Below are 25269 nucleotides of genomic sequence, written 5' to 3'. Positions count from 1 at the left end.
CTGTTTTCTAATTATTAAAATGGATACTATTCTCATCTTCAGGATCTAGCGATGGTGACTGAATCTTACTTTTGCCCATTACCCAGGCAAATACCAGTGGGAGGATGATCAGTACCGAAAATGTAGATGCCACCAATCCGCCTATTATAGCTCTACCCAAAGGTGAAACTTGATCACCACCTTCGCCAAAACCGATCGCCATGGGCAACATACCTGCTGTCATTGCTAGCGTAGTCATAATAATGGGTCTAATGCGCAACCCTGTTGCTGTAATCGCAAGGTTTCTGCATTACTGATCAGTAACACGGCATTGGAAATCGAAACTCCTATCGCCATGATGATACCCATATAAGATTGCATATTGATCGTAGATCCTGTTAATTTCAGCAACAGCAGAGAACCAAATATCACGAATGGCACAGTTGTCAAAATGGTTAATGAAACTTTGAATGATTGAAAATTTGCTGTTAGCATGAGAAAGATAACAACAATAGCGATCAATAATCCACCTGACAGGCTCTTCATTGTATTATCTAAAACTGGAGCCATACCAGCCACTTGAACAGTGACACCTTTGGGCAATTCGCCTAAAGAATCAATCGCTGCCTGTACATCTTTTTGGGCCCGACCTAAATCTGTCTGATGGACATTGGCTGTTACTGTGGTATAGCCCATCGTTCCCAAATTGTAGCTTTCTCCTAATGTTTTGACAGCTGTTATAGTAGCCACATCACCTAAAACTGGTCTATCAGCATTTTTTGACAAGGGAATATTAGCCAACTCATCTTGGCTATTGAGCATATTTTGTGGCATCTGTACCTGTACATCGTAAGCAATTCCCATCATCCCCCCAACCCACATATTTTTACTCGTATAGCGAGAAGAGGCTGTACTGGCGACCAATGATCTGGAAATATCCTGCGCATCTAAGCCCAACTGTGCAGCCCTATTTCTGTCAATATTAATTTCTAAAGCCGGATAATTCATAGATTGTGGTATTTTGATATCACGTAAATAATCCAATTCTTTCAGCTTCATCATCAATTTATTGGCAGACATAGCATTCATCTTCTTCATCATGCCCGAGATACGAATCTCAATAGCTGTATTTGCACCTTGACTTAAAATTTTCTCTGTCAGTTCGATCGGTTCAAATGATAATTTAAGTTCTGGCATTGTTTTTTTAAGATGAGCTCTTATTTCATCTTTTAGGACGTCCGAATTTCCTTTAAAATCTTTTAATGCTACCTGAAGTAAAGCTTCATGTGGACCAGCATTGTAAAGATAAATAGGACTTACAGCAAAAGAAGATGGATGCAGCCCTATGTAAGCCGACGAAATTGCTATTTTATCTTTGCCGATCAAGTTATTCAGCTGCTGCAATACCGCCTTTACTTTTTCTTCCGTTTTTTCAATTCTCGTTCCCTCAGGTGCTGTTATTCTAACTTGAAACTGGCTCGAGTTTACATTCGGAAGGACATCTTTGCCTGTAAGCTGATACATAATAGCTGCCAAAGCAAGAATAAGCACCAGGCTAAAAGAAACGATCAACCTTTTATATTCCATTAACCTTTTTAGCAGATTGGAGTAGCGATCTTTAAATCGATCAAAAGCTTTCTCTTTACTCTCCCCACCTGTCCCATGATTATTTTTCATAATCCAATTAGCCATGATAGGAACAAAAGTCTGTGACATGAGATAGGATATAATCATAGAGAAACCAATCGAAAGTGCCAATGGCATAAACAATGAACCAGGTATCCCAGTCATAACCAATGCAGGGGCAAATACAGCAAGAATACAAAGTAATATCAGTAATTTTGGAAAAGCTATCTCCATACATGCATCCCAGATCGCTCTTGCTTTTGTTTTTCCCATGGCAAAGTGCTGATGAATATTTTCAATCGTTACCGTGCTCTCATCAACCAAAATACCAATCGCCAATGCCAACCCAGACAGACTCATGATATTGATAGTCTGTCCAAATAATTTAAGAAATAAAACACCAGAAATAATCGATATTGGAATGGTTAAAATAACAATCAAAGCTGCCCGCTTATCTCTTAAAAATAAAATGACCATTAAACCTGTTAACAAGGCACCCAATACCCCCTCTATGATCAAACTTTTCACCGCATTGATGACGTATACGGATTGATCAAATTCGTAGGAGATGGTGACATCATCTGGTAGATTTTTTTGAATATCAGGAATGACCTTTTTAAGATTTTGTACAACATCATATGTAGATGCTTTCCCCGATTTAGCAACATTGATATAAACCGAACGTTTACCATCTATTAAAGCGTATCCTGCAGTGATGTCGGCACCATCTTTTACTGTTGCCACATCTCTCAAGTATACATTATCGACTTGTCCTTTGAATAGTGGGATATCACCAAACTCCTCAACTGTTTTTAATGTATTGTTGGTCGGCGTCAGATAGTTGATATCATCTATATACACGTTTCCGGATGGAGAGGTAATATTTTGACGACTGATAATTTCCACGATCTGTTCTGGTGAGAGCTGATGAACGCGTAATTTATTAGGATCAATATTAATTTCAATAGTACGTGGACTACCTCCAAATGGTGGTGCTGTGGTTAATCCCGGTATAGCAATTAGAAAAGGACGAGCAGTAAAATTGGCGATGTCCTGTAGCTGATTATTCGTTTTCGTTTCACTTCGAAACACCAATTGCCCCACCGGCTGAGAAGAGGCATCAAATCGAATAATAAAGGGTGGCGGAGCACCATGAGGCAAAAACACTTGTGAACGGTTGGATAATGCAGTCAGCTGTGCGATCGCTTCACCCATTTCAGTTCCTTCGTAAAAATTGACCTTCATTAAGGTTAAACCTTGTGTATTTTTTGTTTCAATACTTTTTATACCATTTGTAAAAAGCATCATATTGACATACATTTTAGTAAAATAGCCCTCCATCTGCTGCGGAGTATACCCATTAAATGAATGCGCTACATAGACAACAGGTAGGTTCATCTCGGGTAGAATATCTACCTGTATTTCTTTTGCAGCTCGTATCCCGAAGAATAAAAGCCCCAATACCATAACCATAATGGAAATTGGTTTGCGAAGTGCAAATCTGATTAAATTCATCTGTAAAAAAATTAGTATTGAGTTGCTTTTAAAAGTATAGAAATGTCACCCTGAGCGGATGCGAGCAATAACATCGCTTGCCAAACATTATTTTGAGCAATCTCATAATCAATCTCTGCTCGATTTAGACTGTACAATGCTTGAGTAAAATCAACTAAAGGAGTTAGTCCATTTTTATACAATGCAGTATGTTGTCGATGTGCTAGCTGAGCAGCTGTAAGTTGTACTTTGGTTTCCGCCAGATTATCCACCGCATTTTGAAATTGCACTTTCGCTAATTCTGTCTGTGCACTCAGTTCCTTCTCCATCAATGAATAATCCTGTTTTAAAGATTGGGTCTGAAATTGTTGTTCTTTAACTTTACTATCATAACGAAAGATATTAGTCAAATTCCAGCTTAATGTACCACCAATCAAAAAATTACTGCGTTGAATTCCCGTTCCTTTAAAGTAGGAAGACGAATAGGCCGTTTGATCTTGGATATAGTTCCAATCAAAACCTGAACCTCTTCCCTGTATCACACCAACAATATTGACAGTTGGCATTTTTTGGCTATGCATATACTTTTCAGACTGTTCACTTTCATCGATCTTGCGCTGATGCCAAGTTAATAAAGGATGATTGGCCGCACGCTTTTGAATTGTATCGCCAGATATATACGGTACAGTTGTATTAAATATACTATCCAACTGATATGTTTGAAATTCTTCATTCAGCAGTACGGCAAGGTGTTTTGAATATGATAGCTCTTTATCGTACGATTTTATTTCAAGAGATCTAGCATGGGAAACTTCCGCTTTTGCTAGCGACAGATCCACCTGAGGAATCAAACCACTGGCGGCTCTACTGCTTGTCATTTCGAAGAAGACTTGGGCGCGTTCGGTATTTTTACCCTGCACAAATCTGATCCGTTGACTAGCTAAAAGATTGAGATAAGCGGCAGCTACTTTGATCTGATGTTCAAAAATAATCTGATCGACATCTGCCGTTGCAACTTTTTCTTTTGAACTGGCAAGAGCGACCTGCTGTGTTTTTTTACCAAAAGTGAATATATTCCAATTGACATTTGCAAAATACAAAGACCCAAAAGCAGCGTTCCAATTTTGCTCAGCCAATGGCATCGAAGTGGCCGCAGAAGCCAAACCTCCGTAAGCATACAGCGGGCCATTTTGTGCATTGATAGTCCCATAGCTTTGCTGGGCTCCAAAAGTCACATCCGGAAGATATTGCTTGTTTTGAAATCGTGTATTTTGTACTGTTGACTGAACAAAAGATTGTTTTGATTTTATTTTATCATGATAATCTACTGCGCGTTGCAGTGCATCAGATAAATTTAATATTTGAGCAAAACCTGTCGTGTTGACTGCAAATATCAAACATATTGATGCCATGAATTTAAGATTCATAGACAAAAATTTAAAAAGTTAATATAAAGAATGGTTGCCATCTTCCGAATAATCGGCTATGGTCAAAATCGAATTCAATACTTAACCTTACTATATTCTATATAGACAATGGAAGATATATAAAGGATTAGAGCTGAGTGAAATTTTGGAAGACGAATATATCGGAAAATTAGGAACATGAAAGACCGATAATTTATCGAAAACAGTACCCCATATTCTATTGGGAATCGCCTCACCCAACACTTTAATAGAAAAATCAAATCCCCCCTGGTTACTTGAAGCTTTGTCTGTTTTTAATAGTTGAATATCTATTTTGCAACAGTTTTTCTTCTTTTTGCTTAGTCCCCTTTCTTTAGCTATACATAGCGGACAAGGTAGTCTGGAATCAGGCGTTATATTTGTCAAACTTACTTGCTTACTTAAAGTTCCTTTGCACAAATGCACCTGTTTAGCAAAGCCCGAAGACAACACTAAATATACAATTGAGAGGAATATGGCAAATAGTTTTTTCATATACTGATGTGCAAAGCTAATCCAAATTGGAGATTACATATTTATAATATTATGGCTAAATATTGTAAAACTTTAGATTGGCTTATGTCAAATAAGAAAATTTTAAGTCTTTAGTATACTTGACTACAGATAAGTAATATCAATTCAAAATATTTTATACAATAAACATAAAAAGAATAAAGCTATTTTTATATCAGTGCAATTTTCATTAGTTTTGTGGCACAATTAATCGTAAACATATCCATGTAATAAATAATTTCTTTTTGCAAAATATTAAACGTGATCGCATACTCATGCCTCACTATCATTCATGCTTTAAAAAGAAATTATGCTTATTCTAGAAAACATTTCATATATACATCCAAACAAAGATCTTTTATTTCAAAATATTAATCTGAGTTTACACGATCATCAAAAAATTGCTCTAATCGGTAATAACGGAATTGGGAAATCCACTTTATTAAAGATCATTGCAGGTGAATTACAACCCGCTGACGGACATATAAGCACCGATGGCAGCCTATACTATGTTCCTCAAATATTTGGGCAATACAATCATTTATCTGTTGCTCAGGTTTTAAAAATAGAATCAAAATTAACAGCTCTCCAAGAAATACTGGCTGGTAACGTGACTGAAGATAATTTTACTGCTCTTGAGGATGATTGGAATATAGAGGACCGCTGTCAGCAGGCTCTGAAATATTGGATGTTGACCGATATAGATCTCGGTCAAAAATTATCATCTTTAAGTGGCGGACAAAAGACAAAGGTTTTTTTGGCGGGTATCAACATTCATCAACCAAAATTGATTCTCTTAGATGAGCCGAGCAATCAATTAGACAGTATAAGTCGTTCTTTATTATATCAATATATACAGACTTCCACACGTTCGATCGTCATTGTGAGCCATGATCGCTCGTTATTAAATCAGCTTGAATTTATGTACGAGATGAATGCAACCGGATTGACCGGCTATATGGGAGATTATGATTTTTATCTTGAAGAAAAAAAAATCATACAAGATGCGCTCCAATCAGATGTAAAGCATCTCGAAAAAGAGCTACGAAAGACCAAGGTCAATGCACGTCGAACATTAGAACGCCAACAGAAACTTGATGCTCGAGGAAAAGCAAAGCAACAAAAAGAAGGTGTCTCGAGAATTATGATGAATACCTTGCGGAATAATGCTGAAAAAAGTACTGCTAAATTAAAAGATATCCATAGTGAAAAAAGTACAGGCTTATCAAAAGAATTACAAACTTTAAGAAAGGAAATTCCTGATATTGATAAAATAAAATTTGGATTAACAGATTCAACCTTACATACTGGCAAAATCCTTTATAAAATTAATTCTCTTAACCGTCAAATTCATGATAAATTGTTATGGCAAGAAGATTTAAACTTTCAGATCACCAGTGCTGAACGTATCGCAATAAAAGGTGAAAATGGTGCTGGAAAAAGTACACTTATACAGATCCTTTTAAACAACACGCCGAAGTTTACAGGTGAGGTATATCGTTTTCCCCATATATCGATATATATCGATCAAGATTATTCCATCATCAATAATGACCTAACGATCTATGATCAAGTGCAACAATTTAATGATACAGGACTACTGGAACATGAAATCAAAATTAGATTAAATAGATTCTTATTTGGAAAAGAATCATGGGATAAGCGATGTCGGACATTAAGTGGTGGCGAAAAAATGCGACTATGTCTATGTTGTTTAACCATTCGCAACTTAGCTCCAGACATGATTGTTATGGATGAACCTACCAATAACTTGGATATCCAAAATATAGAAATATTAACTGAAGCAATCAAAACGTATCAAGGTACCTTATTGATCGTATCTCATGATGATTATTTTTTAAAGGAAATAAATATCCAAAAAATAATACAACTTTAATCAGCAATATATCAGCTTTTCTATTGTACTTGAAGTATTTAAAATGCTCCAAATGCAATAGGAAAGTTTACGTAAATCACGCTACGCTCTAACGATATATGTTAATCATCATTAAAAATAAGCCATAATTTACAGATCCATCATTTTCTTAATCTAGATCAATGCTAAAAATAAAACAAGTACTTATCTTTAGCATTATAATCAACAGGTTCAGTTACCTTATCTTCATCCATATAGATACAGATGGAATATTTTAATCAGGTATAATCATGAAAATACCAAAACTAAAATACTGGATAACTGTTCCATATAGTAACATTTAAATAGCTTAACATGTCAAACATTGGTATCATTATAGAAGAACGTGCCGCAGATATCGGTAATTTTATGGTTGGTCGATTATTACCATTTCGTCAAAAAAGAATGGTAGGTCCCTTTTCTTTTATAGATCATATGGGGCCTGCAGCATTGAATGAATATGAAAATCTAGATGTCGGTCCTCATCCTCACATTGGATTGTCGACATTAACTTATCTTTTTGAGGGGGCGATCATGCATCGCGATAGTTTAGGTACAGAGATGGAAATAAAACCTGGTGCTGTCAACTGGATGACTGCAGGTAAAGGTGTAACTCATTCAGAGCGCACTCCTGAATACCTTCGACATACCGACAAATTTTTACATGGTTTGCAAATTTGGGTTGCTCTACCAAAAGAGCTCGAAGAATGTGAACCTTCTTTTGAACATACAAATGCTGAAGATCTACCTCATTGGGAAGATGACCAAGGTGTCAACTTTAGGTTGATCGCAGGCGAAGCCTTTGGTAAAAAGTCTCCGGTCTCCGTATACAGTAAGCTTTATTTCATTGAAATTAAATCAAAAAATAAAGCAAAAGTTAGTATTGGAAAAGACCTATATGGTGAATCAGGACTTTATATCTTATCAGGTACAATCACTGATGCAGGAACAACTTTTGAATCAAAACAACTTCTGATAGCAAAAGATGCGCAATTGTGCGAATTTGAAATTGGTGAAGACACCACAATTTACATTTTTGGAGGTGAGCCTTTTCCAGAAGAGCGGTATATCCTTTGGAATTTTGTAAGTTCATCTAAAGAAAGATTAGAGCAAGCCAAGCAAGATTGGATTGACAAAAAATTTCCTCCTGTTGCTAATGAAACTGGCTATATACCGCTTCCAGAATTTTATCTAACAAAAAAAACATCATGAATATCGTAAAAGCATCCATTGGTACAGATAAATATAAAACATCTGTAATTGCAGGAAAGAACAGTATTGTTGTTGATGAACCTCTCGATAAAGGTGGGCTTGATCTAGGTTTTCAACCACAGGAACTCCTGGCTGCTTCATTGGCCTCTTGTACTGCCATTACGTTGAAAATGTATGCTGACCATAAAGAATGGACAGTCAACTCTTTTCAGGTGGACGTAATGATTGAACAATCTGAAGATAAGAGCACAACAAAATTTGTAAGAAAAATAAGTTTTGAAGGTAAACTAGATGAAAAACAACACACTCGTATTGTAGCTATAGCCAATGCTTGTCCAATCCATAAAATACTTCTTTCCCAAATAGCGATCGATACAATACTCGTTTAATACCGCTGTGCTCTGACGTAACTAGTAGTAGTGCAACAGTAAAAGCATATCATTATAAAGGCTTTATGATTGATCAATCATAAAGCCTTTATAATGACAAAAAATCTGTAACATATGATGGGTCTTAGATACTAATGATATACTATACATTATAAACATATATGAAAAAGTTATCACTCATGGCTATCATAGCCTTTATTGTCGCTACATTTACAGTTCGTGCACAAGAAAATGCCATTCTTTGGAAAATATCAGGAAATGGTTTGGCCAAAGACTCCTACCTATTAGGTACGATGCATCTGATGTGTGAAGAAGACTATCTGTTAAAGGATAAAATCAAAAATCTGATCCCCAAAGTTGATGTGATAACCTTTGAAATTAATATTGGTTCAGAAGAAAATAAACCCATCATCCCTGAAATGATGAAACCTGACAGCAATTTCCTTAAAGGTATGACCAAAGCTGAACTCACTCAAATGGATAGCATCCTCACCTCACAACAACTGTCTATTCAAATGCTCGATATGATGTCACCAGCTGTATTTATATCCCTTTTAAGTTTAAAATCTTTAGAGTGCTCAGATCCTAGAAAAGTGAAAACAATGGAAACAGATATCCAAGCCCTGGCAACAGCTTCAAATAAAAAGATAGATGATCTCGAAACATTAAAATTTCAAATTGATATGTTAAACAATATGTTTAAAGCATCTGATTTATTGGAATATTTAAACAAAATTGATGAGATGCCAGCAATATCAAAAAAAATGGTAACCGCTTATCAAACCGAGAATTTAAAAGAGCTGGAAACAATTATTTATGATAATAGTTATATGTCTAAAGAAGATCTAGCAAACTTCTTGACTAAACGTAATATTAATTGGATGAATAAAATTCCATCGAAAATGTCAGCATCTTCCCATCTATTTGCTGTTGGAGCAGGACATTTGGTTGGAAAAAATGGTCTTTTAAACCTGTTAGCGGCTAAAGGCTATAAGCTCACTCCCATTCTTTAATTATGGCAAACAATAAAACTGTTGCAACTTCGGATTCAGTTCAGGATTTCATTGCACAAATACCAGATGAGCAGAAAAGAAAAGATAGTGATAGACTCATCCAAATTATGGAAGAGATCACTGGTGAACCTGCCGTACTATGGGGACCCAGTATTATTGGTTTTGGTTCGTACCACTACAAATATGCAAGTGGCCATGAAGGAAACGCACCTTTGGCCGGATTTTCACCACGTAAAAGCGCCATTTCTTTATATCTATACATTTGTGAAAATGATATAGATCTTGATCTTAAAAAATTAGGAAAATTCAAAATGAGCAAGGCCTGTATCTATGTTAAAAAGTTGTCCGATATTCATGAAGATTTCCTCATTAAAATTATAAAAGATAGTATTGTTGCTGTAAAGATAAAATATGGATAAAGAAAAAGGCGAAAGAGAACTCTTTCGCCTTTTGGGTAAATGATGGGGCTCGAACCCACGACCCTCGGTACCACAAACCGATGCTCTAACCAACTGAGCTACATCTACCGTGTTTGTGCTACAAAAGTAGAATTTTATTTGATATACTCCAAATGTTTTTAAGCAAAAAATCCTCATTACAACGTATCGTAATGAGGATTAAGGCATTATTTTTTAATTTTTATTAGATCATCTCAACACTGCGTTTCACAAATGACGTTAAAGCAGCACCTGTTAACAAACCGCGAGATAATAAAGCTAAGTCAAACGCTTGTTTTGCCAATTGCGCACCTTCTTCTTCAGTACTTGATAAAATGCGTTTCACCAGTGGATGGTTACCATTTACGGTTACCTTATAGTTGTCAGGTAAGTTGCCGTAAAAGTTCATTCCGCCATTGGTTTTGGCCATATCTTTCATACGACGCATAAACTCATCGATCGTTACTGATACAGGTAATTCCTCAGCAGATAAAGCATCCACTTCAACTTTCATGTCCGGACGACTAATAGCTTTTTCAAAGATTGATAAGGCTTGTTTAGACTCCTCTTCGGAAATTGACAATTCTTGCTTCTCATCTTTTTCAATCAACTTATCGATAACATCTGCATCTACACGCTTCAACTGTACCTTCTCGCCACCTTTTTGTTCCAAATAGGAAGTAATATGAGTATCCAGTGGACCATCTAATACCAGTACATCATAACCTTTTGTCTTTGCACTTGAAATAAAGCTATCTTGTTGTGCCGCATCGTGGGTATAGAGATAGATGATATTACCGTCTTTATCAACCTGAATATCTTTTACTTTCTCAAAATACTCTTTAATCGTATAGTTTTCTTTATCAGTATTGGTCAATAGACAGAATTCATTTGCCTTTTCAGCAAATTTCTCATCGCTCAACATACCATATTTGATAAAAAGACCGATATCATTCCATTTTTCTTCAAAACCTTTACGATCTGTTTTAAAGATTTCCTGCAACTTATCAGCTACTTTTTTAGTGATATAGTTGTTGATCTTTTTCACGTTACTATCTGCTTGTAAGAAGCTTCTTGAAACGTTTAATGGGATATCCGGTGAGTCAATTACACCATGTAATAACATTAAAAATTCAGGAACAATATCTTTTACTTCGTCGGTAATGAATACTTGACGTGAGTATAATTTAATTTTATTACGTTGAATTTCTAATTCATTTTTAATTTTCGGGAAGTATAAAATTCCGGTTAAATTAAATGGATAATCCACATTTAAATGGATCCAGAATAATGGTTCGTCCATTGAATATGGATACAACTCTTTATAGAAAGCCAAATAGTCTGCATCTGTCAGTTCAGATGGAGCTTTCGTCCAAGCTGGGCTTGTGTTGTTGATGATGTTATCAACTTCAACAGATTTATATTTTGGTTTTCCTTCTTCATCTTCTCCATCTGGCTCAGACGTTGTTTTCGTTCCGAAGCGGATATTTACAGGAAGGAAGCGCGCATATTTGTCCAAGATCTCCTGTAAACGCGATTGGCTTAGGAATTCTGAAGACTCTTCATTAATGTGTAAGATGATATCAGTACCACGTGTCGTACGTGTACCTGCAGAAATTTCATACGAAGTACTACCATCACATGTCCAATGCGCAGCCTCTGCCCCATCTTGGTAAGATAACGTTTCGATTTCAACGTTATCAGCAACCATAAATGCGGAATAGAAACCTAATCCAAATCGACCGATGATTTCATTTGCATCATTTGCTTCTTTGAATTTTTCCATAAATTCAGTTGCACCTGAGAAGGCAACTTGATTGATGTATTTTTTAATCTCGTCAGCTGTCATACCGATACCATTATCCGAAATGGTAATCGTTTTTGCCGCTTCATCAAGTTTTACATCAACTAATAAATCACCTACTTCACCTTGGTATTGACCTAATGAAGCTAAGCGTTTTATTTTTTGAGAAGCATCCACCGCGTTTGAAACTAACTCGCGTAAGAAGATCTCATTATCAGAGTATAAGAATTTTTTAATGACAGGAAAAATGTTTTCCGTGTGGATTGAAATAGATCCTTTTTCTGTGTTCATATATATTTTATATTTAATTGCTAATTGATTTCACAGTTAAACATCAATCTATATTCCAAACAGTCAATTTGAGACAAGATGTCATATTTTAAGTTAAAATGACAATATCAGGGCTGTTCATTGCTTGACTTAATCTTTATTTTTTATTGTAGCCGAGTATCCATTAAATTTAAACGTATCGGAAGTGTGTAGGCTATCAGCTGCTCTCTCCTTCTTATTTAAAGAAATTGGGGTACATGAACTGATTATGCTCAATGCGATTATAATCGAAAAAATAAACTTGATCACAAACTTACTGATGTGTTATGGCATAAAGCGCAAATGTTCCTAACCAATGTGAGCCCATATAGTCGTCATTGCTGATATTAGGCAATGAGTAAGCCAAATGGTTATTTGCCTGTTGATGTAAATGATTTAGTTCCGGTAGTTTAGTAGCGATGCCATTAAGACAAGTTGCACGGCTAAAATTCAATCCATCTAAATGAACAAGCTTTCCATCCGTACGGTCTTTAACAATACCCGGCTCTAACTTAAATTCTTTCACAAATAAATCGGGCATAAAGTCTGTTAACCATTTTTTATATTCGTCATCATTTAAAACTTTTGTCATCAATAATGCCTCTTCTAAGCAAGGAGAAAGAAAATCGCTACCACTTGGCTCAAATGCCAGAGAGCAAGATTTATCGTTTATAAAAAGGCGCTTTGCATGTTGTGTAATTAAATTTTGAAAAGCTGTATCTTGCGTTACCTTTGCATAATCCATTGATAAACTAAATCCAAAAGCGGTATTATCATGCTGTCCCGAACGGATCGGATAAACAAGTTTAGGTAAATACCCTTCATAACGTTTTACAAGCAGATCTGCCAAAGGCTGTAGCGCTGTGGCCCACTGTTTCCCTTCAGGATCATTCCAAGTCAACAACTCTGCCTGCAGCTGCAAGAGCCACGCCCATCCATAGGTGCGTTCGAAGCTTGTATTATTACTGTCCAGGAAGAAAGCAATTTCCTGATCAACATTCGTTTTGGTTATCTTATCATTCAGGATCAGTCTCGCCTGTTTACTTTCACTGAGGTTAGGGAAAGTTTTCAATATTTTAACGATAGACCAATAACCATGAACGGATGAATGCCAATCAAAACAACCGTAAAAAATGGGATGTAATTGTTTTGGTGATTTCAGATCCTGAGCAGATCCGATGACCTGACCCAGTTTATTTGGATACTCCTGTTCAAGGCAATGTAATGGCAATGCCAATATTCTTTTTGCCTCAGTAGAATCCAGCACGACCTGTTGATTTTTTCCTGTTTCGCTATTTCCTGTTTCTGATTGTTGAGAAGTCGATCCTTGATTTTTGTTGCTATTGTTGCATGACAATAAAACAGTACAAGTAAAAATGGTAACTAATATTTTGAACATTTTCGGTACATGAATTGATTTCTAAAAATAACAAAAAAAAACCAAAATCATTGTTTTGGCTTTTCAAACTGTTTCAAACTATATTTTACATCTTAGCATCCATTAGCTTCTCCGCTTTTATTTTAGGTGCACCCGTTTTCATTTTAATGACAAAGGCTCTATCCGACTGGAAACTTTTCGGCAATAGCACATCATAATAGGTATTTTTATCGAGATCAATACCAAGATCCGAATGACGCATCTCCAACATTTGTCCATTAGCTAATAACGTGGCAGACACAGGAACCTCTGTCGCTGCCTTGGGTACAGATATCCGGACAATATGATTGACGGGCCTGTTGAAAACAGTGAGGTATAAGTTATCTGCTTTTTTAGTGAAGTACCCCAGTTTAGAATTGGTCATTCCTGCATGTTTGGCTCCATAGATCGCTTCACCATTTATTTTCATCCACTCACCAAGCTCTTTTGCTATTTTATCTTCCTCAGGATGCATATTTCCCTGGCCATCTGGCCCGAAATTTAAAACAAAATTACCACTTAGGGATGCTGAATAGGTCAGCATATCGATAATATCATCGGTGGTTTTGGTATAAATACCCGACCAATCTTTCATATATCCCCAACCGTTTGGTGGAATCGTCATCACACAATCCCAATCGCGCCCCTCTAACCAAGTGATATCTCCCGGCAATTTACGCTCCCAGCCTTGTTCATAATCACCCAACATCTGACCATTGGAATCAAAATGACGTTTCCCAAATTCATCATTTCGGAAACGGGAGCCAATGATAAGACCAGGATGTTTTTCCCGAAGTTCTTTTTCAAGATTGTAAGTAAAATCATAAGACTTTATCCAAGACTGATCCCAAGTACCGTCAAACCAAAATCCTTTCATCTGTGGATAATTAGTCATCAACTCCAGTAATTGATTTCTAGTATATTTCAAGAATTTATCAAACTTTTTCTTTTCCTCTGCCGTTATTGGTTCTTTGCCCATATAATCTGGATTGTTCCATTCCAATACAGAGAAATAAAGGTACACATCGATACCTACTGCGGTATAGGCATCTACAACCTCTTTCACAATATCTTTTTTATAGGGTGTCTTACTGATATTATATGGCGAATATATGGTTGGCCACATCGCGAAACCATCATGGTGTTTTGTCGTAAAAATCACGTACTTCGCTCCCATGTCTTTTGCTTGTTTTGCCCAACGCTTTGCGTCAAAATCTTTGGGATTAAATTGTTTGTAAAGGTTGTCGTATGTATTCACCCAATCTTTAGGAGCAGATGGTCCTCTCCATGAACGTATCCATTCGGATGCTGCCGCACCATCACGTGCACTCACTCCTTTCCATTCATTCCCTGGTATTGCATATAGCCCCCAATGTATAAATTGACCTAATCCATAATTGCGGAATGCAACCATTGCCTCATCTGTCCGATTGGCAGGTGACAATGGTCCATACTTAATTTCTTTGATTTCTGTTGATTTAATTTTTGGTCCGGTCCATTGTGCTTGTAGAGAATTGGCTCCAGCTAACAATGCCACAGCAAGTATAGATCTGCTTAATAAGTTATTCATATTTAATTGGTTATTCAGGATTATCAATATAAACGCGTTGTGTCTTTTTTATCACCACCGGTTCAGGATGTGCATTTGTAAATGGATCGTAGTAGTACAAATTTGCTTCACGATACAAATTCAAATGTTTTTTCAATGATTCTGAAAATTGCAGGTAATTTTTATTTGAACTTTTCGTCCAACCGACCTCCGCCAGAGCGGCCAATCGTGGAAAAATTAAATAGTCTAATCTATTGGTATTGATAACGGTTTCCGTCCATAAATTTCCCTGAATACCTAAAATCTGATTTTTCTCGGTCGTCAACGAAGCATAGTGATCTGGAGAAAAATTATACACATTTTCCAAAGGATTGTACAGTTTTCCCCATTTTCGCCCATATTTATGCGATTCTTCCTGTACAAAATCAAAATAAAGTGGTAATCTTGGTGTCAGTATTGTTTTATAGCCAGCCTTTAATATGGCTTTCAACTGCTCGGGTTTATCATGTCGCCACCACATGAGTATCGTTTTCTCTTTTGATAAATCGGCATCTACCATCTCATCCCATGCTAGTAAAGTGGCATCCATTGTTTTTAGCGAATCTGCCATGCGACGCATAAAGTAATTTTCTACCGCTTTGTTATCATTTAGATCATGCTTCTGCTTCAAATCCTGCACGTGGGTATCTGAATTCCATGCTTCACTGCCAAAGGATACTTCATCTCCGCCTAAATGTATTACCGCCGATGGAAACAGCGCTTTCGTTTCACGCAATACCTGAGTTAAAAAAGAATACGTTATATCTTTAGCCGGATGAAAAGTAAAATCCGGATGTTTTTCATTTCCACCACCACTCAGTTGCGGGTAAGCCCGATTAGCCGCTGTGGCATGGCCCGGCATATCGATTTCTGGGATGACTTCGATGTTCCTTTCTTGTGCATAAGCTACAATCTCTGTAATGTCGGCCTGCGTATAAAAGGCCGCGGGAGCATATGGATCAGTCTGGGAGCCAATACCACCGACCAATGTTAATAGAGGATATTTTTGAATTTCTAATCGCCAAGCGGGTTCATCAGTCAAGTGCCAATGGAACTTATTGAGTTTATAAAATGCCATCCAATCTAAGATGGATTTCACCTTTTCCTTTCCAAAAAAGTGACGTGATTCATCTAACATAAAACCTCGCCACGGATATGCTGGTTTATCTTTGATTTCAAAAGCAGGAATAGTGATTCCAGACGCAGATTTATTTCCAAAGCTAAATGCTTGCAAAAGCGAACTGACGGCATGGGTAGCTCCTGCAGGAGAGCTTGCATAAATAATTAGCGTACTACCCTCTGTCTTAATTTCATACTCCTCACTTTCAAGATGTTGCTTACGAACAAATTGAATTGCTGAAATCTGTTTTTTATCATGATGGATAAGTCCTGTATAACCAAATTTTGATAAAAGCTGCTTTTGAAGATACCGACCAACCGTATCAAAAGTCTTATCTCCAATCTGTATTTTACCAGATGAAGGAAAGAAATACGACCCTTCCGTCATCTCTATAAAATCTGGCTTCGGAATTAGAGATAACTGTGCTTTCGTAACACTGGAGCTAATCGTAAACAAGACGATAAATGCTGCTGCTTTGCCAAGTTTTTTTGTGATCATAAAATTTTATTAACCCTGTCACGACTACGCCTTGATTGTCTCGAGATGTGGTCAGAACTAAAAACGTATTAATTCGATTTATAAAATCTAAATATATGCTTCTTGCAGATGATCTCAGGGAATATCTAGGATGCAAACGATTGTGCAAATGACGAAAACGTTAGCGTAATGAATTGCTTACAAAGTAGCATATCGCTCTATTAGCTGAGCAACCAGATAGGGAACTGCTTCCGATGCAGCACTTTCTATAGTACTTGCCCGTTTGGGTATCCGCGATGTATCAATCTGTTTATCAACAACATATAAATCGCATGTAGGTGCTATTATATCAACTAATCCTGCAGCTGGATATACAGCCAAAGAGGTGCCGATAACAATCATAATGTCGGCCTCTCGTGCCATTTCGAGGGCTGGTTCCATATTCGGAACTGCCTCACCGAACCATACTATATTAGGTCTTAATTGGGAACCTTTTTCACATAAGTCACCCATTTTGATCTCATAACCGTCGATTGGATAGATTAGCCTTTTATCTTTTGATGAGCAAGCTTGATCTAATCTTCCATGCAAATGAAGCACATGATCAGAACCTGCCCGTTCATGTAATGTATCCACATTTTGCGTCACAATCTGTACATCAAACGACTTACCTAATGCGACCAGAGCTTCATGCGCAGCATTAGGTTTAGCCTGCATAGCGACTTGTCGCCGCATGTTATAAAAATCTTGAACGAGTTTGGGATTACGGTACCAGCCATCAATACTAGCAACGTCATCTACATCATGCCCCTCCCACAATCCATCCGCATCTCTAAATGTCTTAATACCACTTTCTGCTGAGATACCAGCTCCGGTAAATACAATGATTTTCTTCTTCATATCTTCATTATCTACTACCAAGTTAAGACCGAATCTTGGAAATTTGTGGGCAATTGCAATTTAATGGAGTCTTTACTGCTGATGACATTATTATTGGACGTTATAAATGCTCTTTCAAAACTCACAAAAATCTTATTCGGTATATGCAGTTCTAAGGGAGATTTGGCCTTAAAAATGTAACGATTATTTTCCAAACTAAGATTTTTATAAATGCGATAAGCAACTACCTTAGCCTTTATTTTTTCAACTCCAGCGAGTTTCTTTATATCTGTTGTATTTTGAGCTTCGGTATCCTCATAGTACATAAAATGATCCGAATTAGCGAGATCTCTAATATCCAGGCGTTGCTCTAGCACTTCCCGGGCAAGTGAATCGGCACGTTGCTTTTGCGTTTCATTTCCGTTTCCGTGATTACAGGAAAGTAGCAGTGACAAGGGTAACAATGTTAAAATATATTTCATAATCATAAAAAAAGAGGCAATTAAAATTGCCTCTTTACAAATTTATAAATTACTTTCAATAGCTCCTACGTGCTCTCGATACAATTCAATTGGTTTATCCAATAAAACAGCAATTATTGTCATATTTTTATCCACCCGTTCTTTAGGAACGTCCATATAAACAATACCTGGAGTCGAACTCCAGTACAGTTTATTGAATATATCATGACCGATCATAGAACCTTCGCCTACTATGCGTATACGTGCAATGGTATTCTTAAGCCCTTTTAATGCAATAGGACCTGTTGGAGTTCCTTCAACGAAAAGATAAAGTGTCTGCTTATCTTTAGATAGCGCACTTAGTCCAGCGTAATGTCCATCAGGAATTCCAGCTTCAGCATCATGTAAAATTTCAGCATTTTTTGCTACCCACTCTTTCATATCGGCAGATGCAAATTTTAAGTTTTTATCTAATACATCGCCGTCTGCACTGATTTTGTCTTTAAACAAATTGGATCCCATGGCAGTAGCTTTACTAATTGTTGCAATGGCATACGCGGCTTGATTTTGGCCAGCAACTTCATAAGCAGTATAACTCACTTCTTTTCTTTCCAAATCAATAGCTGGCTTCTCATTAAAGGTAATGGCTACAACAGTTACAGCTGCATCGAAATTAGCTGTTGGTAGATTTAATTCTAGCGTATAATCATCATACTGATAATCTATTTTGTCTGAATTTCCAACAAATTTAATTGAAGTAGGTTTAGTTTTCAGACCTTGTAAAACTAATTTATCTTTGACATTATCCAAGTAGATGTATAATGTTTTTCCATCTTTAGAAAAAGCATTTTTATCATTCCAAAACCGAGATTGAACTCCTGCTCGGGTACCATAAATAGCGTCCTTGTGTTTAGAAGTCCATCTTCCTAATTCTTTCAAGATCTGCACCTGTTCTGTAGGAATTGTCCCATCAGCTTTAGGGCCAATATCCAATAAAAGATTTCCGCCCATTGAAATACAATCTACCAAAGTACGGACGATCATGTTTGGTGTTTTATAATGATGGTCAAAATGCTGATATCCCCACGAATCATTCATGGTATAGCAGAGTTCCCAGTAGCGTGCTTCAGGTTTTACAACCGGAATACCCTGCTCTGGAGTATCATAGTCACCGTGTTGATTCAGTCTGGAATTGATGATGATATTGGGATTATACTTGCGCAATTGTGTCAATGTTTCTTTTGCACGCCACTCCTGATCGTTGTGTTCCCAATCGCCATCAAACCAAATTAAATCTGGCTTATATGCTTTAGACAATTCTGCTAACTGTCCCTGATAGTAATTCACAAACTTATTCCAACGATTGGCATCATCGCCTACGTTATAACGTTTTTTTATTCTCGTATTGACATCATAGTCAGGATGACTCCAATCTGGTAATGAGTAATATAAACCGGTCTTAAGACCTTTTTTCTGAAGTGCGGTCACAAAGGGAGTCAAAACATCCTTTTTAGCAGCAGCATCTTTAGCTGTGGTAATCGCATTATTCGACTTGCTATCCCAAAGCGAGACCCCATCATGATGACGTGTTGTAATGACCGAATACTTCGCTCCCGATTCCTGAATCAATTTTGCCCATTCTTCCGGTTGATATTGGTTGGCTGTAAAACCAGCCAATTGCTTCATGTAATTTTCATGACTGATATAGTTATTAAAAAAAGCCCAAGATTCAGAAATCCCCTTAACCGAATAAATTCCCCAATGGATAAAAATGCCTAATTTTGCATCTTCAAACCATTCCATTTTTTTTACGTCCTCATTCTTGTTTTTAGTTTCTTGTGCAAAAACGTTATAGCTAGAAAGCGCTAAAAACAACACTGCTAATATTGACTTCTTCCGAATCATGTCTACTAATTGAAATATTAGGTTTTAAAAGGGGAAAAGTAAGAAATATATTCATGCAATTCAAACTTAAAGTCGCTATTTTGGCTTAATAATTTATCTTTGTATGGATGATTGAATTATATACGGATGGCGCTTCAAGCGGTAATCCAGGACCAGGTGGCTATGGCACAATATTAAGAACAATTTATACGGGTGATAACGAAGCGTATAAGGGGAAATTAATTGAAAAAGAATTCTCTGGTGGCTACCGCAAGACCACCAATAATCGAATGGAGCTAATGGCAGTAATTGTTGGTCTAGAAGCTTTAAAAAACTTAAATCAACAGGTTACGGTATATTCCGATTCCAAATATGTCATTGACGCCATCGATAAAAAATGGGTGTATGGCTGGATTCAAAAGGGATTCGCTGGTAAAAAAAATAAAGATCTCTGGATTAGATTGATGCAGGTTTACAAACTACATCAGGTAAAATTGGTGTGGGTAAAGGGTCATGCTGGTCATCCGCTCAATGAACGATGTGACCAATTGGCGGTAAAAGCCTCTAAAGATAAGTCTTGTTGGAAAATCGATTCTGTTTTTGAAATGGAAGAAGCAAAAGGATAAACAGAAATTATTATAATCTGTTTGAAATAGCAGAAGAAAGGCTAGCGAAATTGATATCGCTAGCCTTTTTATTGTTAACACGATTACGCAACATCTTCTTTAGCTGCCAGATAACGTTCTGCTTCCAAAGCGGCCATACAACCTGTTCCCGCAGCCGTAATTGCTTGGCGATATACATTATCCTGTACATCTCCGCAGGCAAACACACCTGGAATATTGGTTGCCGTAGTATTGGGTTGAGTGATTAAATAACCCGTTTCATCCATATCCAAGATACCGTTGAAAAGTTCTGTATTTGGCTTGTGCCCAATAGCAACAAAAAAACCTGTTACATCCAGCACTTTTTCAGATTGATCTTTGTTATTTAAAACACGAACACCTGTTACCACTTGACCATCACCTAAGATTTCCTTCGTTTCCGAGTTATAATGCACTTCAATGTTGGGAGTATTCATCACACGGTGAACCATTGCTTTAGAAGCTCTAAATTCATCACGACGTACCAACATATGTACCTTAGAACATAATTTTGCCAAATAAGTAGCTTCTTCGGCGGCTGTATCACCTGCACCTACAATAGCAACTTCTTGGTTTTTAAAGAAAAAACCGTCACATACTGCACAAGCAGATACACCAAAACCGTTATACTTTTGCTCACTATCCAATCCCAACCATTTTGCAGTAGCTCCAGTAGCGATGATCACAGTATCAGCAGTTACTGTTTTGATACCATCAATCTCAACCTGATGCACTGGACCAGAAAAATCAACTTTGGTCGCATATCCAAAACGGACATCTGTACCAAATCGTTCTGCCTGCATCCTTAGATCTTCCATCATGATTGGACCTGTAATTCCTTTAGGGTATCCAGGAAAATTATCAACTTCAGTTGTCTGAGTCAATTGACCCCCTGGTACCATCCCTGTATATATAACCGGTTTCATATCAGCACGGGCTGCATAAATAGCTGCCGTATATCCTGCGGGTCCTGAACCAATTATTAAACACTGTAGGTGTTCTATTTCTTGAGACATAATATTATTTTATAAAATCTTATTTTCTAATTAGCTAACCACTTGAACTAACCAAATTTATTTTTTAGACTTGCTAACATATCATTGGTGATCGCTGTTGGCTGGCTCTTATTTTCTTGTTTTTGAAATTCTTTTTTAGCCTGTTTTTTATCTTCAGCCGCGTGAATAGGTTCTGTTGATTTCGTTGCCTTTTTAGCCGCTCTATGCTTATTCCAGATCGTCTCTAAGCATTTCTTGGTATATAATGGGAAATCACCGTTCTGCATCCAAGCGTAATAACTCGGCTCAACATCAAATACATCCGTGACAGGTCTGCCTTTATGTTTACCAAAATTAATCACTTCGACCCCATCTTCATTGTAAACAATACGTCCTGCAAAATCAACTGGCTTTGTCATATTGGTAAACTCGGACAATGCTTGCACATCATTCACAACGGGTACAGATTGCTTACCATGTTTATCTTCATATACAGCTCCGTCATATTTCTTTAACTGTGCTTTTAAAACTTCATACGTGGCTCTTACGTCTGCTTCAGCATTATGTGCATTTTCCAAACTTTCATTGCAATAGAATTTATATGCAGCTTTCAAAGTACGCTGTTCCATTTGATGGAAAATATTTTGAACGTCAACAAAAACACGATTTTCTAATGAAAAATTAACTCCTGAACGCAAAAACTCCTCCATGAGCATCGGAATATCAAACTTATTTGAGTTATAACCCGCTAGATCTGCGTCGCCAATAAATGTTGCAACTTCTTCGCTTATTTGTTGAAATGTTGGCGCGTCTATAATATCGTCATCATATATACCATGGAACATGGATGATTCAGCAGGAATAGGCATAAGGGGATTGATCCGCTTCGTATACACTTGTTCCTCCCCATTTGGCAACACTTTTAATATTGATATTTCAACAATTCTGTCTGCCGAGATATTGATTCCTGTAGTCTCTAAATCAAAGAATGCTAAAGGTTTCTTGAGTTTCAATTCCATTACGAATTTTATTTATTAAATTGTTCCATACATCATTGTATACAACAAAAATACAAAGTATGAATGATTTTTTATTTATTGAAAGCCTATAATTACAATTTAGAGACTAATTCCATTGTTTTCATCTTTCCAATGACAATTTTGATCATCTTATTATAATCAAAATATCGTTCCGCTATTTCTTTTACTTTCTCAGGAGTCATGGCATTGATTTCTTTCATATAGTGATCGTAATACGATAATTCCATATTTGAAAGTAGTACATTCTTAAATTTATCGGCATGTGAAAAAATACTTTCCAGAGATCCCAACATGGATCCTGATAAATAATTTTTCACCAGTTCTAGCTCTTCTAAGGGTGCATGCTCTGTCCTCAAGATTTCAATTTCTTTTTCTATTTCAATCAGGGTGGCATCGGTGACATCTACGCCGACCTCAGTAGCAATAGTCATAAAGCCACCATACATCAATGTACCAACTGCTGATCCGATACTATAGGTATATCCTTTTTCTTCCCTAATATTACGCATCAATCTTGATCCAAAAAATCCGCCAAGTAACGTATTGACAAATTGTAAAGCTGGATAGTCCACATGATTACGATTGATGCTCGGCATACCGATACGAATTGCTGATTGCAAAGCATCAGCTTTTTCTTCATAAATCAAATGTCCAGTATCTGCCTTTAACGTCGGAGCCACTAAAGAAGTGGTTTTCATAGAAGTCCAATCTTCACCAAATTGCTGAATTAACTCTTCAAGTAAAGCTTCAGAAACATTTCCTGAAACAATTAATCTACAATTAGATGGCGTAAATTGCTGATGATATAAATCAATTAATGCATCTCTAGAAATCAAATCATAATCCACTAATGTAGGCGTTTTTCCGTAGCGATTTTCGGTTCCGAAAACATGATTATAATATGCTCTTCTCGCTAAGAAATCATTTTTATGAAGAGAAACTTGCAATTTCTGCTTATTATTTCTTAGGTATGTATCCAGCTCTTTTTGCGGTAAAGTAGATACGGTCAGGATTTCCTTAATTAACGGTAATAGAACAGCGCTATGCTTATTTAATGTATATAATGTTAATGAGGTGATATCAAATCCATATTCTGGCATTAAGAAAGCACCATAAAAATCAACTTTATCAGCAATTTCAGCACTATTGTAATTTATTGTTCCTTCTTTTAATAAAGCACTGAGCGCACTGTTTAAAAGTGGATTTTCATCTTCATTAAATACATTATTAAAAATCCATTCAATACGTACCAACTCTTGATCTGGAGAATGAAAAACATAGACAGGTAGTCCATTTTTAAATTTTAATACCTGTGGTTTTTTTAAATGAATATCACCGATTGGATTGGTTGGTGGGGCTATTGCTCTATTCAGCATTTGCGGCCTCCTTTGCTTTATAATACAATATGGTTGCGTTTTCTTTTCTAAAAATTTCTCTTGCTTGCTGCTGAATAGCCTCAGGTTGCACCGCCAAGTATTTAGCTGTTTCATGATTAAGTTCATTAGCATCACCTAATAACTCGTAGTAAGCTAAGTTCATTGCTTTATCTAGGATAGACAGCTCGGCAAAAACATGTGTGGATTCAATTTTATTTTTTACTTTTTCCAGCTCTTCAGCAGGCACTTCAATTGATTTCAAAATATCAAGTTCTTTCCAGATGGCTGCCTCAGCTTCTTCTAGTGTAATCCCATTGGATGGTTTTCCCTCTATTAAGAATAGATTGGGGTCGATACTCCCCATAACATAAGCATTAATTTCACTGAATAACTCTTGTTCTTTGACTAATCGACGATAAAGTCTTGAAGAAGATCCTCTAGAAAGCAAATCCGACACCAAGTCCATTGCGTGGTAATTTTCGTCCATTCGTGCAGGTGCGTGAAATGACATAAATAAAGCGTCTAATGGAACGTCTGCTACGACTGTTTCTCGACGCTCGCTCAGCTGCTTGGGCTCTTGTGGTATATTTCTATGATATTTATTTCCTGCAGGGATATCAGCAAACCATTTTGAAACCAATTTTTTGATTTCCTCAAATTGGACATCGCCCGCAATAACCATTATTGCATTCTGAGGAGTATAATGCTTTTTAAAAAATGCTTTCACATCTTCCATTTTTGCATCTTCAATATGTTTGAGTTCTTTACCAATAGTCGCCCACCTGTACGGATGTACTTGATACGCCAAAGGCCTTAATTTCAACCATACATCACCATAAGGCTGGTTGAGGTAACGCTGCTTAAACTCCTCACTAACAACACTTCTCTGTGTCTCTAAGCTTTGTTCCGAAAGGAAAGGCTCAACATGCGATCTGATTCTAACCACAATGCTGTCTCTAGATTAGAAGAAGGTAATGTAATGTAGTAATTCGTAATATCATTACTGGTGAACGCATTATTTTCTCCACCCACTCGTTGCAGAGGGGTATCGTAATCTGGAATATGAACGGACCCTCCGAACATCAGATGTTCAAATAGATGTGCAAATCCCGTTTGATCTGGAGATTCATCTCGTGCACCAACATCATATAATATATTTACACAGGCCATTGCTGTGTTATTGTCTTCATGAACAAGCACACGAAGACCATTTTCGAGTTCAAATTTCTGATAAGAAACCATTCAGGTTATT

The 25269-nt window shown here is 36.8% G+C and carries 18 protein-coding genes, 1 tRNA gene and 2 pseudogenes; 6 read left to right on the top strand and 15 right to left on the bottom strand.

All coding sequences use genetic code 11. From position 1 onward, the window contains the following. Positions 1-7 precede the first annotated feature (7 nt). From AC06G9_RS10130 to AC06G9_RS10120, 3 genes and pseudogenes are all read right to left on the bottom strand, one after another. Positions 8-3072: pseudogene (locus AC06G9_RS10130) on the bottom strand (efflux RND transporter permease subunit). A gap of 59 nt (positions 3073-3131) precedes the next feature. Continuing rightward, complete coding sequence (locus AC06G9_RS10125; RefSeq protein ID WP_293929305.1) at positions 3132-4526, bottom strand: TolC family protein; 1395 nt, start codon at positions 4524-4526, stop codon at positions 3132-3134. Between the two features lie 90 nt (positions 4527-4616). Continuing rightward, positions 4617-5039, bottom strand: coding sequence for an HYC_CC_PP family protein (locus AC06G9_RS10120; RefSeq protein WP_414713165.1), 423 nt, complete (start codon positions 5037-5039; stop codon positions 4617-4619). Between the two features lie 328 nt (positions 5040-5367). On the opposite strand from AC06G9_RS10120, the gene AC06G9_RS10115 reads away from it, so the two are divergent. The 5 genes from AC06G9_RS10115 (at position 5368) to AC06G9_RS10095 (ending at position 10005) form a co-directional block, all read left to right on the top strand. Beyond that, the gene (locus AC06G9_RS10115) at positions 5368-6954 is read left to right on the top strand and encodes an ABC-F family ATP-binding cassette domain-containing protein (protein WP_480958050.1); all 1587 of its coding nucleotides are present in this window, start codon (positions 5368-5370) and stop codon (positions 6952-6954) included. Positions 6955-7287: 333 nt separating this feature from the next. Beyond that, complete coding sequence (locus tag AC06G9_RS10110) at positions 7288-8184, top strand: pirin family protein (RefSeq protein WP_045752199.1); 897 nt, start codon at positions 7288-7290, stop codon at positions 8182-8184. Then, positions 8181-8573, top strand: a complete 393-nt coding sequence (locus AC06G9_RS10105) for an OsmC family protein (RefSeq protein WP_248753828.1) — start codon at positions 8181-8183, stop codon at positions 8571-8573. Before AC06G9_RS10110 ends, AC06G9_RS10105 begins: the two co-directional genes overlap by 4 nt. A 161-nt stretch (positions 8574-8734) precedes the next feature. Beyond that, positions 8735-9586, top strand: a complete 852-nt coding sequence (locus AC06G9_RS10100) for a TraB/GumN family protein (RefSeq protein WP_480958049.1) — start codon at positions 8735-8737, stop codon at positions 9584-9586. A gap of 2 nt (positions 9587-9588) precedes the next feature. After that, positions 9589-10005 carry a DUF1801 domain-containing protein gene (locus AC06G9_RS10095; RefSeq protein ID WP_248753830.1) on the top strand — a complete coding sequence of 139 codons (417 nt, stop codon included), beginning with the start codon at positions 9589-9591 and terminating at the stop codon, positions 10003-10005. 34 nt (positions 10006-10039) lie between these two features. On the opposite strand, the gene AC06G9_RS10090 is transcribed toward AC06G9_RS10095, so the two are convergent. The 8 genes from AC06G9_RS10090 to AC06G9_RS10055 form a co-directional block, all read right to left on the bottom strand. After that, positions 10040-10113, bottom strand: a tRNA-His gene (locus tag AC06G9_RS10090). 115 nt (positions 10114-10228) lie between these two features. After that, the gene (gene htpG, locus AC06G9_RS10085; protein ID WP_293929297.1) at positions 10229-12118 is read right to left on the bottom strand and encodes a molecular chaperone HtpG; all 1890 of its coding nucleotides are present in this window, start codon (positions 12116-12118) and stop codon (positions 10229-10231) included. Between the two features lie 292 nt (positions 12119-12410). Continuing rightward, on the bottom strand, positions 12411-13535 hold the full coding sequence (locus tag AC06G9_RS10080) for a DUF2891 domain-containing protein (protein ID WP_293929295.1): 1125 nt from the start codon (positions 13533-13535) through the stop codon (positions 12411-12413). Between the two features lie 85 nt (positions 13536-13620). After that, complete coding sequence (locus tag AC06G9_RS10075; protein ID WP_293929293.1) at positions 13621-15123, bottom strand: alpha-L-fucosidase; 1503 nt, start codon at positions 15121-15123, stop codon at positions 13621-13623. Positions 15124-15133: 10 nt separating this feature from the next. Further along, a complete protein-coding gene (locus tag AC06G9_RS10070) occupies positions 15134-16759 on the bottom strand; it encodes a beta-N-acetylhexosaminidase (protein ID WP_293929291.1) in 1626 nt (541 codons plus the stop codon). A gap of 177 nt (positions 16760-16936) precedes the next feature. After that, on the bottom strand, positions 16937-17638 hold the full coding sequence (locus AC06G9_RS10065) for an SIR2 family NAD-dependent protein deacylase (protein WP_480958048.1): 702 nt from the start codon (positions 17636-17638) through the stop codon (positions 16937-16939). 14 nt (positions 17639-17652) lie between these two features. Then, positions 17653-18099, bottom strand: coding sequence for a hypothetical protein (locus AC06G9_RS10060; RefSeq protein ID WP_293929289.1), 447 nt, complete (start codon positions 18097-18099; stop codon positions 17653-17655). Positions 18100-18141: 42 nt separating this feature from the next. After that, positions 18142-19983, bottom strand: coding sequence for an alpha-L-fucosidase (locus AC06G9_RS10055; protein ID WP_293929287.1), 1842 nt, complete (start codon positions 19981-19983; stop codon positions 18142-18144). A 107-nt stretch (positions 19984-20090) separates the two neighbouring features. Here AC06G9_RS10055 and rnhA point away from each other — a divergent pair, with 107 nt between their 5' ends. Beyond that, the gene (gene rnhA / locus AC06G9_RS10050) at positions 20091-20588 is read left to right on the top strand and encodes a ribonuclease HI (RefSeq protein WP_108159772.1); all 498 of its coding nucleotides are present in this window, start codon (positions 20091-20093) and stop codon (positions 20586-20588) included. 83 nt (positions 20589-20671) lie between these two features. On the opposite strand, the gene trxB is transcribed toward rnhA, so the two are convergent. The 4 genes and pseudogenes from trxB to AC06G9_RS10030 all read right to left on the bottom strand — a co-directional run bounded on the left by trxB (position 20672) and on the right by AC06G9_RS10030 (position 25259). Continuing rightward, positions 20672-21622: a thioredoxin-disulfide reductase gene (gene trxB, locus AC06G9_RS10045; RefSeq protein WP_021190301.1), complete on the bottom strand. Its 951-nt coding sequence runs from the start codon at positions 21620-21622 to the stop codon at positions 20672-20674. A 47-nt stretch (positions 21623-21669) separates the two neighbouring features. Beyond that, entirely contained in the window at positions 21670-22620 is a 951-nt protein-coding gene (locus AC06G9_RS10040) for an exonuclease domain-containing protein (protein ID WP_480958047.1), read from the bottom strand. Positions 22621-22712: 92 nt separating this feature from the next. Further along, entirely contained in the window at positions 22713-24017 is a 1305-nt protein-coding gene (locus AC06G9_RS10035; RefSeq protein ID WP_293929281.1) for a M16 family metallopeptidase, read from the bottom strand. Continuing rightward, positions 24007-25259, bottom strand: a pseudogene (locus AC06G9_RS10030) (M16 family metallopeptidase). Before AC06G9_RS10030 ends, AC06G9_RS10035 begins: the two are co-directional and overlap by 11 nt. Positions 25260-25269 lie beyond the last annotated feature (10 nt).

Source organism: Sphingobacterium sp. MAE (assembly GCF_056711605.1).
Note: the sequence above shows the minus strand (reverse complement) of the source record. Positions and strands in the feature narration are given on the sequence as shown.